Annotated in this window: 18 protein-coding genes and 1 pseudogene; 6 read left to right on the forward strand and 13 right to left on the reverse strand. The window is 53.1% G+C overall.

Annotation, left to right across the window (positions count from 1 at the left end; translation table 11 throughout):
• Positions 1-178: 178 nt before the first annotated feature.
• Positions 179-1,241: pseudogene (locus tag HFM78_RS12075) on the forward strand (ISKra4 family transposase).
• Positions 1,242-1,265: 24 nt separating this feature from the next.
• Here HFM78_RS12075 and HFM78_RS12080 read toward each other — a convergent pair.
• Positions 1,266-1,535, reverse strand: a complete 270-nt coding sequence (locus HFM78_RS12080; RefSeq protein WP_287129699.1) for a hypothetical protein — start codon at positions 1,533-1,535, stop codon at positions 1,266-1,268.
• Between the two features lie 431 nt (positions 1,536-1,966).
• Positions 1,967-5,926 (reverse strand): magnesium chelatase subunit H, encoded by a 3,960-nt coding sequence (locus tag HFM78_RS12085; protein WP_287129700.1) that lies wholly within the window; start codon positions 5,924-5,926, stop codon positions 1,967-1,969.
• A gap of 315 nt (positions 5,927-6,241) precedes the next feature.
• Here HFM78_RS12085 and HFM78_RS12090 point away from each other — a divergent pair, with 315 nt between their 5' ends.
• A complete protein-coding gene (locus tag HFM78_RS12090; protein WP_287129701.1) occupies positions 6,242-6,742 on the forward strand; it encodes a hypothetical protein in 501 nt (166 codons plus the stop codon).
• Here the strand turns inward: HFM78_RS12090 and HFM78_RS12095 are convergent.
• Positions 6,737-6,943 (reverse strand): DUF2839 family protein, encoded by a 207-nt coding sequence (locus HFM78_RS12095; protein ID WP_287129702.1) that lies wholly within the window; start codon positions 6,941-6,943, stop codon positions 6,737-6,739. The two genes, HFM78_RS12090 and HFM78_RS12095, sit on opposite strands and share 6 nt — an antisense overlap.
• Before the next feature lie 15 nt (positions 6,944-6,958).
• Positions 6,959-7,357 carry an HHL1-like protein gene (locus HFM78_RS12100; RefSeq protein WP_287129703.1) on the reverse strand — a complete coding sequence of 133 codons (399 nt, stop codon included), beginning with the start codon at positions 7,355-7,357 and terminating at the stop codon, positions 6,959-6,961.
• A gap of 100 nt (positions 7,358-7,457) precedes the next feature.
• Here HFM78_RS12100 and HFM78_RS12105 point away from each other — a divergent pair, with 100 nt between their 5' ends.
• Positions 7,458-7,982: a general stress protein gene (locus HFM78_RS12105; protein WP_287129704.1), complete on the forward strand. Its 525-nt coding sequence runs from the start codon at positions 7,458-7,460 to the stop codon at positions 7,980-7,982.
• 325 nt (positions 7,983-8,307) lie between these two features.
• Here HFM78_RS12105 and HFM78_RS12110 read toward each other — a convergent pair whose 3' ends face one another.
• From HFM78_RS12110 to HFM78_RS12135, 6 genes are all read right to left on the reverse strand, one after another.
• Positions 8,308-8,556: a hypothetical protein gene (locus HFM78_RS12110; RefSeq protein ID WP_287129705.1), complete on the reverse strand. Its 249-nt coding sequence runs from the start codon at positions 8,554-8,556 to the stop codon at positions 8,308-8,310.
• On the reverse strand, positions 8,498-9,160 hold the full coding sequence (locus HFM78_RS12115) for an AMP-binding protein (RefSeq protein ID WP_287129706.1): 663 nt from the start codon (positions 9,158-9,160) through the stop codon (positions 8,498-8,500). Before HFM78_RS12115 ends, HFM78_RS12110 begins: the two co-directional genes overlap by 59 nt.
• 11 nt (positions 9,161-9,171) lie before the next feature.
• Positions 9,172-9,339, reverse strand: a complete 168-nt coding sequence (locus HFM78_RS12120) for a hypothetical protein (RefSeq protein WP_287129707.1) — start codon at positions 9,337-9,339, stop codon at positions 9,172-9,174.
• A 60-nt stretch (positions 9,340-9,399) separates the two neighbouring features.
• The gene (locus HFM78_RS12125) at positions 9,400-9,672 is read right to left on the reverse strand and encodes a hypothetical protein (protein WP_287129708.1); all 273 of its coding nucleotides are present in this window, start codon (positions 9,670-9,672) and stop codon (positions 9,400-9,402) included.
• Between the two features lie 90 nt (positions 9,673-9,762).
• Positions 9,763-10,041 (reverse strand): phosphopantetheine-binding protein, encoded by a 279-nt coding sequence (locus tag HFM78_RS12130; protein ID WP_287129709.1) that lies wholly within the window; start codon positions 10,039-10,041, stop codon positions 9,763-9,765.
• A 253-nt stretch (positions 10,042-10,294) separates the two neighbouring features.
• On the reverse strand, positions 10,295-11,422 hold the full coding sequence (locus HFM78_RS12135; protein ID WP_287129710.1) for a hybrid sensor histidine kinase/response regulator: 1,128 nt from the start codon (positions 11,420-11,422) through the stop codon (positions 10,295-10,297).
• Positions 11,423-11,661: 239 nt separating this feature from the next.
• On the opposite strand from HFM78_RS12135, the gene HFM78_RS12140 reads away from it, so the two are divergent.
• Both HFM78_RS12140 and HFM78_RS12145 read left to right on the forward strand, forming a co-directional pair.
• Positions 11,662-11,811: a hypothetical protein gene (locus tag HFM78_RS12140; RefSeq protein WP_287129711.1), complete on the forward strand. Its 150-nt coding sequence runs from the start codon at positions 11,662-11,664 to the stop codon at positions 11,809-11,811.
• Positions 11,812-12,033: 222 nt separating this feature from the next.
• Positions 12,034-12,933, forward strand: coding sequence for a zinc metalloprotease (locus HFM78_RS12145; RefSeq protein WP_287129712.1), 900 nt, complete (start codon positions 12,034-12,036; stop codon positions 12,931-12,933).
• A gap of 73 nt (positions 12,934-13,006) precedes the next feature.
• On the opposite strand, the gene HFM78_RS12150 is transcribed toward HFM78_RS12145, so the two are convergent.
• The 3 genes from HFM78_RS12150 to HFM78_RS12160 form a co-directional block, all read right to left on the reverse strand.
• Positions 13,007-13,771 carry a Uma2 family endonuclease gene (locus tag HFM78_RS12150; protein WP_287129713.1) on the reverse strand — a complete coding sequence of 255 codons (765 nt, stop codon included), beginning with the start codon at positions 13,769-13,771 and terminating at the stop codon, positions 13,007-13,009.
• Positions 13,772-14,356: 585 nt separating this feature from the next.
• Positions 14,357-14,716, reverse strand: coding sequence for an Npun_F0494 family protein (locus HFM78_RS12155; protein WP_287129714.1), 360 nt, complete (start codon positions 14,714-14,716; stop codon positions 14,357-14,359).
• A 40-nt stretch (positions 14,717-14,756) separates the two neighbouring features.
• A complete protein-coding gene (locus HFM78_RS12160) occupies positions 14,757-15,155 on the reverse strand; it encodes a DUF2996 domain-containing protein (protein WP_287129715.1) in 399 nt (132 codons plus the stop codon).
• Between the two features lie 106 nt (positions 15,156-15,261).
• On the opposite strand from HFM78_RS12160, the gene HFM78_RS12165 reads away from it, so the two are divergent.
• Positions 15,262-15,723, forward strand: a complete 462-nt coding sequence (locus HFM78_RS12165; protein ID WP_287129716.1) for a cyclic nucleotide-binding domain-containing protein — start codon at positions 15,262-15,264, stop codon at positions 15,721-15,723.
• Positions 15,724-16,016 lie beyond the last annotated feature (293 nt).

Consider the following 16,016-nt stretch of genomic DNA (forward strand, 5'->3'; position numbering starts at 1 on the left):
ACTCGCCACCGCTCTCTGGAAGAGTATTTCCTGGACCTCATCGGTGAACCCGACCGCGCTGAATCGGGTCTGTCCTGGATGCGCTAGGAACTAGCCCAGGGGAGCATCTCACTTTTGCAAGGGGTGGGGTAAAAAATGGATGAGATTAATGGAGCCGTGTCTGAGAACCGCGATGCCCCTGTCTTCAGAAGAAATGCAAGAAGTCCAAGCCCACATGAAAAAAGTGGCTGCCATCCTTCACCGCAATACTCCCGCTGAGCAATTGAAGTCCCTAGAAGGTATCGAGCAATCCATCCGCCAGCATGTGCAGACCCATGTCAGTCCAGAATTGGCCGTTTTTTTATTGCAGAAACAACAGGCACAACGCAAGGGCGCACCCGACAGCTGCAAAGTTATTTAGGTCAGCTCCCAATCACCGAACATCAAGCAGAATCCTTAGACTTACCCGCTCATACTCGTTTGAGTCCTGGATTGCAAAAATGTTGCTTACTGGTTAGCGCGAATAACTCCTACGAAAGAACAGAAGAAGATATCCAGGCACCGACGGGAGTACTTGTCTCCCGCAGTACGCAACAACGGCTAGTCCATCGTCAAGAGTTTAAGAGCGTGAGTGTTGATAAATCTGTTAGCGAATTGAGCTTAGACGGTGGTAACATTCGTTTGCGAAGTAATTAAAAGCAAAGTCGGTATGGCGTAACTATAAAGCAGTAAGACTGCATGAACAAGGTACAGCGGCGTACTTCCAGGAAAATGATAAGTTGGTTGAATGGGTAAATAAACAACCATTAGGGAATCGAGTGACCTGTCTAGGAGACGGGCATGATGGGGTTTGGAACTTAATAAGTCAAATGGGTAAGCCAGAGCAGCGACGAGAGATACTCGATGGGTATCATTTGGTAGAAAACCTGTATAAAGTTCCAGAAACTGCTGTGCGAATCAAGGAGCTAAAAGTGCTATTGTGGCAAGGAAAAACAAATGCAGTGATAAAGCGGCTACAGGAGTGGAAGAGTTTAGAAGCGCGGAACTTTTGTAACTATTTAAGAAAGCATAAAGACCGGATTGTAAAATATGGGAAATTACAAAGGGAAAGCGTAAGCTCGATTGGTTCTGGAGCAGTAGAGTCGGCAGTCAAGCAGATTGACCGTCGGGTACAAATTTCTGGAGCACGCTGGAATGCAGAAAACATACCCAAAGTGCTCACCCATCGCTGCGCTTATCTTAATGGACAGCTTTATGCATAAAAGCCAGCAAAAGTGAGATGCTCCCTAGCTTCGGGATGAATGAGCTTGATGGAATAAGGATAAGAGCAAAATCGTTGCGATGGACTCCGATGGTGATGGGTTAATCAAAACCTTGCGGTCATACTGGCGATCCGCCGCCCCCTTCTCCATTTGAGCGATGTACGCTTCTTTGTCTATAACCTGAGAGTATTTAGCAAGACTTGTTCTTAGGTGGGCACTTTGGTAAAACATATACGCGGTCAAGGCCGCAAGCGCGGCCTTGACCAATGCTAGCAAGAGTTCAAGAGTGTTCATTAGTTTTCTTCAGGATTTAGCTGTGAGTGATTGTATATCTAGAAGGGCGTGTAGGCAATAGCTGCAAGTATTTATACGAGGCCGAAATGATAGGGAGATGTTAGGTGTATTCATGTGAGCATTCTATATGTTTGTGGTAAACATATATGCCGAATAAGTACGGATTGATTAAAGTTAGAACTACCGTGACCATATCTTTATCCACTCTTCACCCCTCTATGACTGAACGCAAGCAACTCCCGCCCATACCTCTAAACAATCCTGATTTAATCAATTTGGAGCCGAGGCCAGTGAAAAGAACGTTTAGCACAATCCTTCGGTTAATAGTATTGCATCCGACTCAACAACCCAAGCCGCCGTATTGACGACCTGGGTAGACGAGTTAACAACCTAGTTATTCACAACGACCCAGATAGCTGAGGCGACCGGGACTAATCTATGCCTTCAATCTTGTCTTCTAGGTCTTGATAGAGCTCTTGAAGGCGTTCGATTTGGTCGGGGGTGGATTGCCAGTAGCCGCGTCCATTGGCTTCGAGGAGGGTGCCGACCATTTTGCGGTAGGCGTTGGGGTTGAGGGCTGCCATCCGTTCAGCCATCGCGGGGTCGTTCATGAAGGTCTCGGCGGTCTCGTCGTAGACCCAATCATCCACGGCATGAGCGGTAGCACTGAAGCCATAGGTGTTGGTCAAACGGTACTGGACCTCACGGACCCCCTCGAACCCGTTTCTGAGCATTCCCTCGTACCACTTGGGATTGAGGAGTTTGGTACGCGATTCGAGGCGGATGTTTTCTTCGAGGGTACGGACCTTAGCCTGGGCGGTGGTGGTGTCAGCTAAGTAAACCTGGGTCTTTTTGCCACGCATTTTCTCGACAATCCCGGCAACGGAACCGAGGGTCTCAAAGTAGTTGTTGACATCGCTCAGACCGACTTCGGCAGAGTCGAGGTTCTGAAAGGCACTGTCTACGGTTTTGAGGGCGGCTTCGTGGACGGAGCGCATCTGTTTGTTGTCGAGGTCACTGCCGTAGGCGAAGGACTTGCGGGTGAGGTACATGTCGTGGAGTTGTTCCTCGCTCTCCCAGGCTCCGTTCTCCACCGCAAAGTTGACGTTGGCCCCGTAGGAACCAGCGGCGTTGGAGAAGATGCGGGTGGCGGCTTGCTCGATGGTCACGCCCAACTCGTCAGCTTGGGCCAAGGCGTGTTTGCGGACAAAGTTCATTTCTTGGGGTTCATCAAGGGCAGCGGCAAGTTTCACCGCCCGATCCAACAGGTCCATCTGGTTCGGGAAGAGGTCGCGGAAAATCCCGGAGGCACTCACGACCACATCAATCCGGGGACGACCCAACTGAGCCAAGGGGATGATCTCTAGGCGGTTAATGCGGCCCAAGGCATCGGGGCGGGGTTCGACGCCGACGAGAACAAGGACCTGAGCCAAGGCTTCACCGTAGGTCTTGATGTTGTCGGTGCCCCAGAGGACGCAGGCAATCGTCTCGGGCCATTGGTCTTGGTTGTCCGCCCGGTAACGAATCAACATCTGGTCCACAATCCCCTGGGCGGCTTGGAGCGCGGGGCGGGTGGGGATGGATTGAGGATCGAGGGCAAAGGTGTTGCGGCCTGTGGGCAGGACGCTTGGGTTACGGACGGTATCGCCACCGGGACCAGGGAGGAGGTACTCGCCATCCAGACCTTTAACTAAGGCTCCGAGTTCGTTATCGGCAATAATGTCGCCCAGGACTTCTTCAAGAAACTGGAAGAGGGGACGGGCAGATTTTGCATCGAGGTGAAAATCGGCGGCTTTGAAGGGGACCAGCCAGGGTTCTCCGGCGAGGTGCAGAAAATTTAATAGAGAAACCTTAGCGACCCGGCCCTGGTTATCGGCGTGGGCTTGGACCAAGGCTTGAATGGCTTGGTGAACCGTGTCATTGAGGAGCCGCTGCTGGTCCAAGGCCGGGAGGTCGCCCCCTTGGGCAGCTCGGGTAATCTGGTCCCAGTCCCAGGCTTTAGTTTGGGCCAACAATCGTTGCAGACTGGGTAGCTCTAGCTCCGGGCGGTCGAAACTCGCCACACTCGCCAGGGTATCCACGACCTCATGGACCGTGGGCGGTAGACCGATGGTATGGAGGTCACAGGGGACCAGTTTCTCCTCAATCTCCATCAGTTGCTTATAGAGCAAGCCGACGAAAGTATCCCCGCTGGTCACGAGGTCCGTGGGAATCACCACATCCCGGTCCAGGTTCAGGGCGCGGGTCTGCTCGACGATGGCCTCCAGAATGCGGAGGGCCTTGTCGGTCTCGCGCAAGTCCCGATAGGCGGCAATGGTGGACTGCAATTCCTTCAGACCTTTATAGAGACCAGCGTTCTGGGCGGGGGGGGTGAGGTAAGAGATGATCGAGGCGTAGGAGCGGCGTTTGGCAATCGTTCCTTCAGACGGATTGTTGACGGAATAGTAATAGAGGTTGGGCAGGGTGCCAATCAAGCGGTCGGGGTAGCACTGGGAGGACATGCCAATCTGTTTACCGGGCATGAACTCCAAGGCCCCGTGGGTCCCGAAATGGACGACGGCATCGGCGTTCCAGATTTTTTCCAAATAGGCGTAGTAGGCCGCAAACCCGTGGTGGGGTGTGCAATTACGGTCAAACAACAAACGCATCGGGTCGCCCTCGTAGCCAAAGGACGGCTGAACGCCGATGAAGATATTGCCGTAGTGACGACCATAAACTAAAAGATTCTTCCCGTCGTTGTTGAAGGGACCGGGTGCGGGACCCCAACTGGCTTCTAGGCTCTCGCTGTAGGGGGTAATCGCTTCGTATTGCTCGACGGTGAGGCGGTGGGCGACCCGGAGTTCCGGGGAACTAATCTGGGCGCGGACATCGTTGAGGACTTCTTGTAACAATTCGTCCGGGGTCTCCGGTAGGTCCTGCACGTCATAGCCATTGGTTTGCAGGGTGGTCATGACGTTGTGGATCGAGGCAAACACGTTTAAGTAAGCCGCCGTGCCGACATTGCCCTTATCCGGCGGGAAGGAAAAGACCGTCAGGGCGATTTTCTTCTGGAGCCGGGGCTTTTTGCGGAGATTGCACCACTTGAGAGCACGACCGACGACTAACTCAATCCGGTCCTGGAGCGGAATGGCTTTCCCCGTCATCCCGTCGCGGCCCGACAATACAATCGGCTCAATCGCGCCGTCGAGTTCCGGGAGGGCGACTTGCAGGGCGACTTGGACGGGGTGTAGTCCCAACTCCGAATCCTGCCATTCATTGGTGGTCTGAAAAACTAGGGGCAAGGCCACCATGTAGGGGCGGTTGAGTTGGGTCAGGGTGGCAATGGCGGCTTCCGGGTCATTCTGGGCAGGGCCACCAACCAAGGGGAAGCCCGTCAGCGACACCACCGTATCCACGAGAACCTGACCCTGAGCCGTATAAAAGAACTTCTCCATCGGCTTAGAACTGTCTAACCCGCCACTGAAAACCGGGATCACCCGTGCGCCCTGGGCTTCAAATTCGGAGACCATGGCGACATAGTGGGCATCATCGCCCGTGATGAGGCGAGTACGCTGGAGCACCAAACCCACCGTCGGGGTCAAGGGGTCCTTGAGGTCCGCTGGGATATCGTCGCGCTCGTTGTACCAGTGCCAGTAAGCCTTGCTCTCGGTGAACATCTCGGCAGCTAAGGGGTGCCAGATCCCCATGTCCGCAAACTCCACCGGGGGCTGGTAGGTCACCGCCGGGGGACAATCCTTTACGTAGGTCCGCACCAGCATCAGCAACAGGTTCTCGATATTCTCTGGGGACCCGCCCAGCCAATACTGGTAGCTGAGCATGAAATTACGGGCATCTTGGGCCTTGTTGACGGGCAAGTACTTGAGGACCTTGGGGAGGGTCTGGACCATCTTGAGCATCCCCTCTTGGAAACTGCCGCCCTTGCGCTGCCCCACCTTCCCCGCCTGCTTCTCTTTACGGTTCTTCATGAACTGCCCAATCGCGCCCTTGGACTGCCCGATACTCTCCAAGCTGAAGGAACCCAGTTTCGAGAGGCGCATCACCTGGGGCATGGAGGGAAAAACCACGGCTGCCTGGAGGTGAGCTAGGTGCGGTTCCACGGCTTCAGCGACCTTCTGAGCTAGGTCTTCAACAAAAATCAAGGAGGCAAAGAAGATATCCGCCTGGGCGACGAGTTCCTCAAACTGGGCGTAGGCCGTCTTATCGCGCAGTTCCTCTAATAAGAAACCATCTACCTGGACTGCCACCAGGGGATTGGTTTTGTTCAGGAGGTTAACCCCTGCTGCAACTGCCGCTTGGTACTGGGGCTCTAGCACCACATAGACCAACCGGATGAGTTTCCGTCCGCGTAAAACGGGATAGATATGACTGAGGGTGGTGACGTTGGCTAACATGCAGCGGTTGCTCCTGTGATGGACTGGTGGGAATGTGGCTAAAAAAAGAGCGAATTGTGAAGAAATCAGTCTTTAGATCATGGATTCCCACTGGGAAAAACGCAATAGAAGTCGCTATTCCGGGCTAAAACTTTACATTACTTCACGTTATTAATTATTATTAACAATCAAAATACTTGCCCGTCGTCCTTTACCTCATGTACCCTTCCGCAAGGTCAGCAGTAGAGCACCGCCGTGGGCTAGTTGCAAGTCAACTCAGGGGGAGAAATCCTAAACTGAGTTAGGGCATAGTATAAACAAATACTGAGAGGGCTCATGGCTTTAACTAATGACTTAGAACTAACGTTTCGTAAAGCTTGGCTCCTGCTCTACGCTCAGGGCGTGGGTGAGGGTTATATCAATGCCTTGCGGCAATTCATCAAGGCTGCGATTGCCGCCTACGAGAGTGGGTATAGTTTGGAAGCTCTCAATTTAGAACTGTTGGCAGACCAAAAAGTGACCGGGGATGAGACCTTGGACGAGATGCTCCGCCTCACCGAAGAAGAATTACAGATCCGCACCAATTGGCTAAAACTCGTTTTCATGACCCTGGACCGCGCCCGTCCCCGCGATCCCGAGGCCCCGCCCCTCACCGATGACGGACTCGATAACCTAGTCAACGGCGTGATTGATAGTCAACAGCGGGGCTATACCCTAGAGAGCCTCAAGCTAGAAATTGTCCTAGAGACGGGCGGCTCCGACCGGACACCGGGGGAGACCGCAATCCTCAGCCAGTGGATGCGCTTGGTCTTCTTGACCCTGGAACAAGCTCTATAAAGGTTGACCCCACCAGCCCTGCCAGTTCCCGAAGCGCACCACCACCCAAATCGCCACCACCGACCAAATACAGACCCAGGTGCTGCGGATCACGAGGTCGTAGAGTCCTTTAACTTGCGAACGGGTGAGGCCTAGGAAGACAATTTCCTCCGTCACCGTGTCATCACGCCCGAGAGCTTTTCTGCGTTGCCTATCACCCATGAGTATGCTCCGTTGCTACTTGCGTTTGAAAAAACTTTTCACCCGGTCCAGCCAAGACCGCTTAAAGGGTTTAGCCACGGTCACGGGGTCACGGGGTTTGTCCGTCGCCCGGTAGCCATACTCAAAGTTTGCCTCCTGACCGCGCAACTTGGGGAACCGTTTGAGGACATAACTATTTAAAGTTTTCTTGGAATCGTCCACCGCCTCGTCAATGCGCTCAGCCGGGGAGGCAATCGTGCCCGCCGGGAACCATCCCCCCTTAAGATCGGCCCGGATGAAAAGACTGTAGGTCTGACCGCCCTTCTCCGCGACAAACTGGTCGAGGTCCTGTTTCCCGTAATCATTAGTTTTCTTTTTAGCCGGCGTTTGGGGCTGGGGGGGCTTGCCGAAACCTTTGAAGTTCTCTTTGCTCACGGGCGTACTCGGTGAAGTATTTTTATTATCTTCCCTCAGACAGAATCCGGGGACCGGGGTCGGGGGAGAGGATAAAAACAACAATGCACAAGGAGCCCTGATGGTCATGTCCTCACCCCTAGCCGGGAGTACGATTGCTGGGTTATTTCAAGATGTGGCCCAGGCCCAAGCCGCCGTGATGGCCCTTCAAGACCTCGGGATTGCCCCGGATCAGATCAGCATCGCCCTTGGAGACCGGACCGAGCAGAGTGACCTGATGGATGAGACCGGGAGCGAACCGTTGGTGCGCCAAGGATTGACCAATGGCGGTTTGGGCGCGGGCTGGATTGAAGGACTGGCAAGACTCTTGGGCGGCGAACGGGCTTTGGCGGGGTATCTCTTCAGTACGCTGGTGGGTAAAGGTATCCCCGAACGGCAGGCCCGCCATTTCGAGACCGGGTTTCTTGCGGGTGAAGTCGTCGTGGCGGTGATGAGCGGGACCCACCCGGCCCAAATCCTCGATATTCTGGAACGGCACGGCGCGGACACGGGGCGACAACTGAATTACAACGAGGACACCCCCGTAGTAGCAACCCAAGCCCTCTCCCCAGAACCCCTCAAGGAGAACAACAATCGTTTCCCTTAGGCCCCTCCGCCCCACGCGTGGGGGACCAAGGCAGAAGAGATCCCCCTAAATCCCCCTTAAAAAGGGGGACAAGACAGATAAGAGTCGGCTAGAGGGCGGGATGCAACCAATAATTCGACTATTTAAAGAGCAATCGAACCGAATAAATTCCCCTCCCGCCCTCGTGAAGAGCTTTAGTTGCACGTGGGAGCTGTGCGCGGCCTCCATGGGTCGGCGGGAGCGCGAGGACAGGAACCTTAGGTTCTTGTCCTCGTAGGCTGTTGCAAGCAGAGCCAACCACTAAATCCACCGCGCAAAACTTCCACCGCCAATAGGGAATACGAGTTCACCCAGCAGGCCAACCCTCAAGGACAGGAAGTTGTTGGTCCAAGAAAAGTTGTTTACAGGCATGGCGCATGACTTTACCGTTGGAAGTCTTGGGAATGGCGTTGCTTTTGAGGAGATAGATAGCATCGGCACTCAGACCATGGACCTGAGCTACAGCCCGCTGGATGAGTGCGATGACCTGGGTTGAATCAGGGCGATGACCCGGACTTAGTTCCTGGAGGACGACCAACCGTTCCTGCTGGTCCACTTCCACCCCGAAACAGGCCCCACAACCCTGACGGAGAGCCGGGGTGGGCGAAATTGGGCGCACCACTGAAAGTCGCCCGGTACTGACTAATCACTTCCAGCCAGCGTACGGGTTTTTGTAAAAAAGCGACCGGGTCCATAAACGTACAGGGCGTTTTAACGTAGAGGGCCTGGAGCAAAAACCCAATCAGCCCCCAATCGTGGAAACTCGGCAACCAACAAACTAAATGGTCCGTCTCACTGCGGTCAAAGGCGTGGGCAATCAAGTCCACGTTGTAGAGCAAGTTGGCATGACTGAGCATGACCCCCTTAGGGTTGCCCGTGGAACCCGAGGTGTACTGCAAAAAAGCTAAGGGTTGCGGGACGGGGTTGGGTTGCCAGGATTGAGCGTCGGCGGGAATCTCCTCTAGGACCACCCACTCCACGGGGGCCGTGTCGCCCAGGAGCGGACGGACCAGTTGCAGCGTCGCGGTATTCGTGAAAATACCCTGGGGAGAACAGTCGTTGAGAACCGCAAGTAACCGGGGTAATCCTGTTCCTTGAATAATTCGATGTGTTCTTGGGGCAGCCAGAGCTTGTGCCAGAAGGCACGAAACTGGGGCCAAATCAAGTCCACCTACTCGGGAGGTAAATGTTCAGCTAATTCTTGCAATGTCAACTGGAAGAAACTACAGTGGCGCAACTCATCGCGGCCCATCCTACGTAGAATATCCGCCAAGTGGGAGTCTGTCACCACCTCGCTTACACTCGTGTAAGCAACGTAGGCCCCATACTCCTGCAGCACGTTGTAGACTACCTGCTGTAAACGGCGGTCAATCGTAGGACTGATTTGGACTGCATCAAGCTAGGGATCATAACTTTGCCCAAAGTTGCCCTGCTCTAACCCGGCGAACTCCAACAGCGTGATATCTTCGCCCAGAGCTTTTAAACAGATCCGCAATACCACATGGTGCAAAAACTCCTCTCCGCCCCACAACGTCGCCCAAATCTCCAACTTATAGTCCTCGCCGTAGGAGCGGTGATACCGCTTAACATAGTGGGCAATCCCGTACTCATTGAGACAAGTACTCCGAATAAAACGCACTACGGAATCGGGAACGGCAGCACGGTCTAACACTAGATTTTTTTGAGGTCCTTGAGGTCAGACCACAGACTGCGGCCCATGATGAAAAATTGGTCTACTGTATCTGAGTTATCCCAACTCGGGTCAAGCATGGGGAGCCTCCATCAATTGCAGAACTAGGTCCGCCGCATCGCTGAGGGTATGAATCTTTTCGACATTAAACGTCGAGGGCAACTTAATCGAAAAGTTATCTTCAAGCGCGACCACAAAATCTACCACACCCAAAGAATCAATCGCTAAATCTTCGCGTAGACGGGTCTGTTCGTTAAGGAGTGTTCTATCCTCAAGGCTGAGCAAATCTTGAACAATGTCAATTAACTTAGTGACAATCTCAGCTTTGACGGGCAGCAGCGTAGTAATCATGGAATTCCTACCGACAGACTCCTATGCAAAATAGTACTAGGTATTTACTGTGGATCAAATCGTTTACAAATTGTATGAATTAAGGTGTGTGAGCTAGGTCGTGGTCTACGGTTAAATAACTAATCTTTAGGCCCACTCTTCTCGAAGCTTGGCACCAGAAGCACCAATCTATAGTTGCTCCAAAAAATAAGTTTGTGAGTGCATGGCAATATTTCGATACACTAAGCTCTGAAAATTTTTCTGATTGCGGTTGTTAGGTCATAAGGTGGTCTTCCTTCATTAGGGGCATCTGAATCCAGAAGCAAGAGCCCTTCCCCGGTCCTTTGGAATAAACCCCGATGTGTCCGCCCATCCCGTAGATAAATTCACTGGCTAGGATCAGCCCCAGACCTGTGCTTTTGAAGCGTTGGTCATCATAATCGCCTTGGAGTTGGGTGTAGCGCGTAAATAATTGGGATTGACGGTCCACTGGGATACCCGGTCCCTCATCAATAAAACCGACAATGACATCGGTTTGACCCTGATTCATCTGGACTAAAACCCGCGCTTCTTCTGGAGAATATTTAATCGCATTATTAAGTAAATTCTCGATAACATGTTGCAGCTTGTCCCGGTCCGCCATGACCACCGTAGGCAGCGTCGTTACCCCAATGTGTTGCCGTTTGATCCGCGCCACCGGGGTCTGGGTCGTCACCGCTTCCTCGACGACCTGCCCCAAGTCCATCGGCTCCAGCTTATAAAATAATTTCCCTTCCTCCAGACGGCGCAGGTCGAGCAGCGTGTTGACCATATCCGAGAGCCGGAGGACCTGTTGTTCAGTGGTATCAAGGTATTCTTCGCGCAGGTGCTCCTCTGGCTCAATCCGCATCATCTCCAAGTTGATCCGCATCACCGCAATCGGCGTTTTGAGTTCGTGACTAGCAAAGGCGAGCATATCTGACTTGAAACGGTTGAGTTGTTGTAACTGATGGTTTTTTTCTAAAATCTCTTGCTGCATCGTGTGCATCCGTAGCCCGGTGCGGACCCGCGCCAGTAGTTCCGCCACATCAATCGGTTTATTCAAAAAATCATCCACTCCCCCATCGCGGCTTTTGATCCGGTCAGCGAGGGTATCGCGTCCGGTGATGAGGATGAAATAAATATGGCGCAACTCGGCATCGGCCTTCAGTTGACTGCATAATTCCAGACCATCCATCTCAGGCATGGTCCAGTCCGAGAGAACGACTCGGGGCTTGACGGTACGGATCAGGTGCAGGGCCTCGAAACCATCACGGGCCTCTAGCACGACATAGCTCTCCATCCTAAGACGGCTAACTAAGGCAGCACGCATACTCCAATCGTCATCCACCACCAAAAGCGTGGGTTGTTCGTTGTTTTCCATCATCCCCTCCCCGCTTAGATCCCCAGCACCGCTATTGCAATTGTTGCCCCAACTTTAACCGATGGACCTTCTTTTTTTGCCGCATGGGACCGCTCTCGCTTTAAAGTTCACTTTTTCTCACTAAAGCAGTCACTTTTTCTCACTTACAATGCTAAACCCCTTCCCTAAGCTGTAAGAGCCTTCCAGTTATCTTCCAAGGCATCGTCACCAACGTAGAGCACCGCTTTGTCTCGCCCGACTTGGTTCTGACGTTTAAAGATACCCTAACCATCCCGAGTACCCTGGCTCCCGGCAAGTACTGGCTCGGGGCAGTGTTGGACAAAGGGAGTCTGATTAGTGAGACCAAGGAAGGGAACAATGCGACCTATGTCCCGATCCAGGTTTACTAGGCCCTTTGACAAATCCAGCTCGCTGTAGTAGCATTTGATACGTGAGGAGTTAGATAAGGTCAAGAAAACACCCTGGAGTCGAAACACGGACAGACGCCCAGGGTGTTTTTTTTATGGGAACTTTACTGAATAAAGAGTTCGTAGGTTTGGTAATGGTTATCGCTCTTTCCCTTTGCATAATGGTATTTCTTGTTACCGAGTACCTTTACGTAAGGTTTTTCCATGAAACGCTTCAGTGCAATTTTGGGATTGGTAATTTTGACGGTCCTCCCGGTCCAAGCCCAAGAGGGATTCACGGTGAATGGTACAGGGTTTACGAATCAAGCCGCTTTCATTGAGAGCGGTGCCCGGTGTGGCGTGAAGGACCCCAGCCCTCAACAACGAGCTGAGATCCAACGGACCTTGGACCAATGGCTGAAGAACAACCGCAGTTCCGCTGCTGTGACCAAAAATATCCCTGTCGCTTTCCACGTGGTCTACAGCGGCTCCACCGGGAATATCTCTGATACTGCCATCGCCGCCCAGATCCAAGTCTTGAATGATAGCTACGCCGATAGCGGGTATACCTTTACCCTGGCTTCGGTAGACCGCACCAATGACAGCACTTGGTTCAAGATGACCCCCGGTTCCACTGCCGAGCGCAACGCCAAGACCGCCCTCAACATTTCACCCCAGACCCGGCTCAATTTCTATACCGCCAATCCCGGTCAAGGTTTGCTGGGCTGGGCTACTTTTCCGTGGAGTCTTAGCAGCAGTCCGACCCAAGATGGCGTGGTAGTGCTCTATTCCTCCCTACCCGGTGGGACGGCAGTACCCTACAACGAAGGTGATACCGCGACCCATGAAGTCGGGCATTGGCTGGGGCTATACCATACCTTCCAAGGCAGTGGTTTCCGGCAGAACGGCTGTCTCAATCCCGGCGATTCCGTGAGTGATACCGCCGCCGAACGTTCCGCTGCCTACGGTTGCCCGACCGGACGCGATAGCTGCACCACGGTGGCGGGACTCGACCCTATCACCAACTTCATGGATTACGTGGACGATTTTTGTATGTTCGAGTTCACACCGGGTCAGGCTACCCGGATTAATAGCTCAGTCGCCACCTATCGTCCTCTACTGTAAAAACGTTTAATTACTGTGAATCCAGTCCTCAGCTTGCGGACCGGGTTCACAGCTTTTTAGGACGTCTCGCAGCCTATGCGGGTGGGTAATCGGGGTTAATGCCCCGCGCTCGTAACAGCTCCTCTAACCGCTCTGCCCGTTGCTGTGCCTGTTCTGCCCGTTGCTGTGCTTGTTCTGCCTGTTCCTCTAGTCGTTCTACCCGTTGTTGAGCTTGCTCTGCCCGTTGTCGTTCTGCCGCTTCTGGCAACGGCATAAGCTGTCCCTGGGCACTAAACCAGCGTAACTGCCGCTCATGAATGCCGAGATACAACTCAAGCTGCTCACTCCATAACCACCCAGTCTCAGTCGGCGTAATCGCCTCATACTGACTATTAACTAGATGAAATCCCGCAAACTCCATCGTCTGAGGATGAAACCAGAAATAATTAGGCAAACGCCACACGTCTTGATAAAGCTGCTTTTTGGCTCCTCGGTCCACCGTTGCCGTTGAGCTTGACAGTAACTCAATTACCACATTTGGATATTTGCCTCCCTCTTCCCAAATTGTCCAACTGCGGCGGTCTTTCTTCTCCGCCCCCAGCACCACAAAAATGTCTGGACCCCGAAAATCACGCCGCTTTAGTTGCTGTTCGTTGTAGTAAACCGTCAGGTTGCCGGAGATATAGAAATCTGGGCGGTCCTGCCACCAATATTTCAACAGACGAATCAATAGGTCAATCTGGTTGCGGTGAAAGTCAGTTTCCAAGGGCGGCTCATCACTGTCTAAATTGGTCGGAGGCCACTTAATGTCGTCTGTGACATCCTCGCTAATCAGTGGATTGGCATCAAGACGAACCATGCTGGGACGCTCCAACAAAAGTATTTTTAGTATAGCCGAAGGAGAATTGAGCCATATTTCGTCCTTTAGTTAGGACGACTCAGGTAGATTCTTCTTCCCTTAAAAAGCTGTCCATTACCCACATCATTCTGGTGTAAACTTCAACCTATGCCTCTGAATGACCATCTAGGCGCCTGAACAACTATCAAAACCGGAACGAATTTCTACTCGACTGGATCATCGAAACGATGCCGCCCGGTTCTCACATTCTGGACATTGGAGCTAATGACGGGAGCTTCTATCCTGAAATTGAGCGCGTCGCCCGCCATCCTGGACTATTCACGTAGACCTGGATACAACGAAGCTGAGTCGTCACCCGCTTGGGCAAGCCCGTTATCCAGCTAACCTAGAGAAAGCAGAGATTCAACCGGAATCTTTTGATTGCGCCTATGCCATCTACGTCGGTCCACCCAAAACCTTTCCGTGGCGCTGGGAAGGCATGGTCGAAGTCAAGAGTATCTACTTGGTAATTTGATGGGTCGGATGATCGAGGCGAGCTAGGACTAAATACTTACATCACAACGCCGCGCTACTGAAGCGGTTGAGCTAGTAGGGTAGACGGCGCAGGAGCCAGTCGTAACCCTGTTCTAGGGGATGGGCCGGAGTCCGGTCAAGTCCGTTATAAATTTTTAGGCCCAAGGGAGTCAGCCGGAAACGGTCCGTAATACCTTGACCATCCACCTCCCGGCGCAACACTCCTACCCGAATTAACCACATCAGATCATCCTCCGCACTCAACTGCGAGACCGGACGGCGACTATAACCCAACCCCTGTCCGCGCTCCCCCACGAAATCTGCCAATGGGATGCTCGCTTTGACCATGCAGGCGAGGGCTTGGTCCGTCACCGTGACACACCGTAAGGCCCGCAACGCCCGCACCTGGATCGCTGACTCAAGACTAGTCATGATATTGCTCTAACATTTCTTCATATTAAGCAACGATGACCTAGGGCGTACCCTTCACCGCCACTACTGGCTTAGTGAGCCAAGAAAGGGTCGTCGTAAATTTCAACATCAACAGTTCCACCATCGTTGCACTGTCCACCTTGACAAAACCGCGCTCCGGGGGCATGAACATCTCGCTAATCTCGCCCTTGCCCTGCCGACTACTCACCAGGGTCTTGCGGCCTTCCACCGTCTCCTCATCAAAATACAGAATAAAAGTGTAGTCCTCGCGCCCTAGGTCCCATTCCGCTTTGAGGTTGTCGTTGCCTAGACTTAACTGTAAGTCGCGCGCCCCGGCTCCCTGCATAGCGTTAGTCAAGGCCGGTCCTAGGTCGCTGCTTAAGAATTCCGGGAGATTCACCACGGGGGCTACTTTTTTCGGTGGTCGCTCAGCCGTCATGCCTGTCCCAAATTACTCCCCTCACTGTAGTAGTCTGTCTGGTCAGAAGCAAGCTACCCCGCTCGTCCCGGGGTTCGGTAGGATGATGAAAACTGGAGTCTGGTGCGTGAGTAAGTCTCTCTTTCAGCAACTCCCCGAAGTCCTCTGGGGTACCCTGGTCTCTAAAACCTTTGCGGCGGGCGAAGTTATTTGTGAAGAGGGCACACCGGGTCAAGCGATGTACATTATTCTCGCAGGCGGGGTTGTCGTCTGTAAACGGATCGAGGGGGAGTTAGATACGGTGGTGGCTCGGTTTGGGCCGGGGGAGTGTTTCGGTGAGTTCGCGCTTTTTGACCAAGCTCCGCGCTCAGCAACAGTCCAGGCGGAACACGAGACTCGACTCTTAGTTTTCAGCCGCCGGGACCTCGAAGACCTGATTACCCAAAACCCCCAACTCGCCGCCCGCTTCATGCTGGTCTTGATGGATGAGTTGACTGACCGCCTGCGCTCCACCAACGAACAGCTCTCCCAATCCATCCGCTGGGGCCTCCAATCACGGGGCTACGAACTAGAACAGGGTTTAAATTGATTGCCGGAACATGTCAATTCAAAGTTGAAGTGCAACGGCATCTAACCGCTTAAAGAATACTTCATGAGGGGAGCATCTCACTTCGGTAAGAGCTAGCGGAAAAAGTGCTGTAGATTAGTGATGTCGTGCCTGAGTAGCGAGATGGTGATTCCCACGAGGGCCGAGCGGGCTAACCAAATCCAGCAATGGGCGGAACGACTGGCAGAGCGATTATGTGCCTTGAGAATTGATCCCGAAGCGAGCTAGGGTCCCGCCTTTGTCGTAGTCTTGCTAGGTCCTTGTTTTCTAAATGC

Source organism: Candidatus Cyanaurora vandensis (genome assembly GCF_013285555.1).
Lineage (GTDB): Bacteria > Cyanobacteriota > Cyanobacteriia > Gloeobacterales > Anthocerotibacteraceae > Cyanaurora > Cyanaurora vandensis.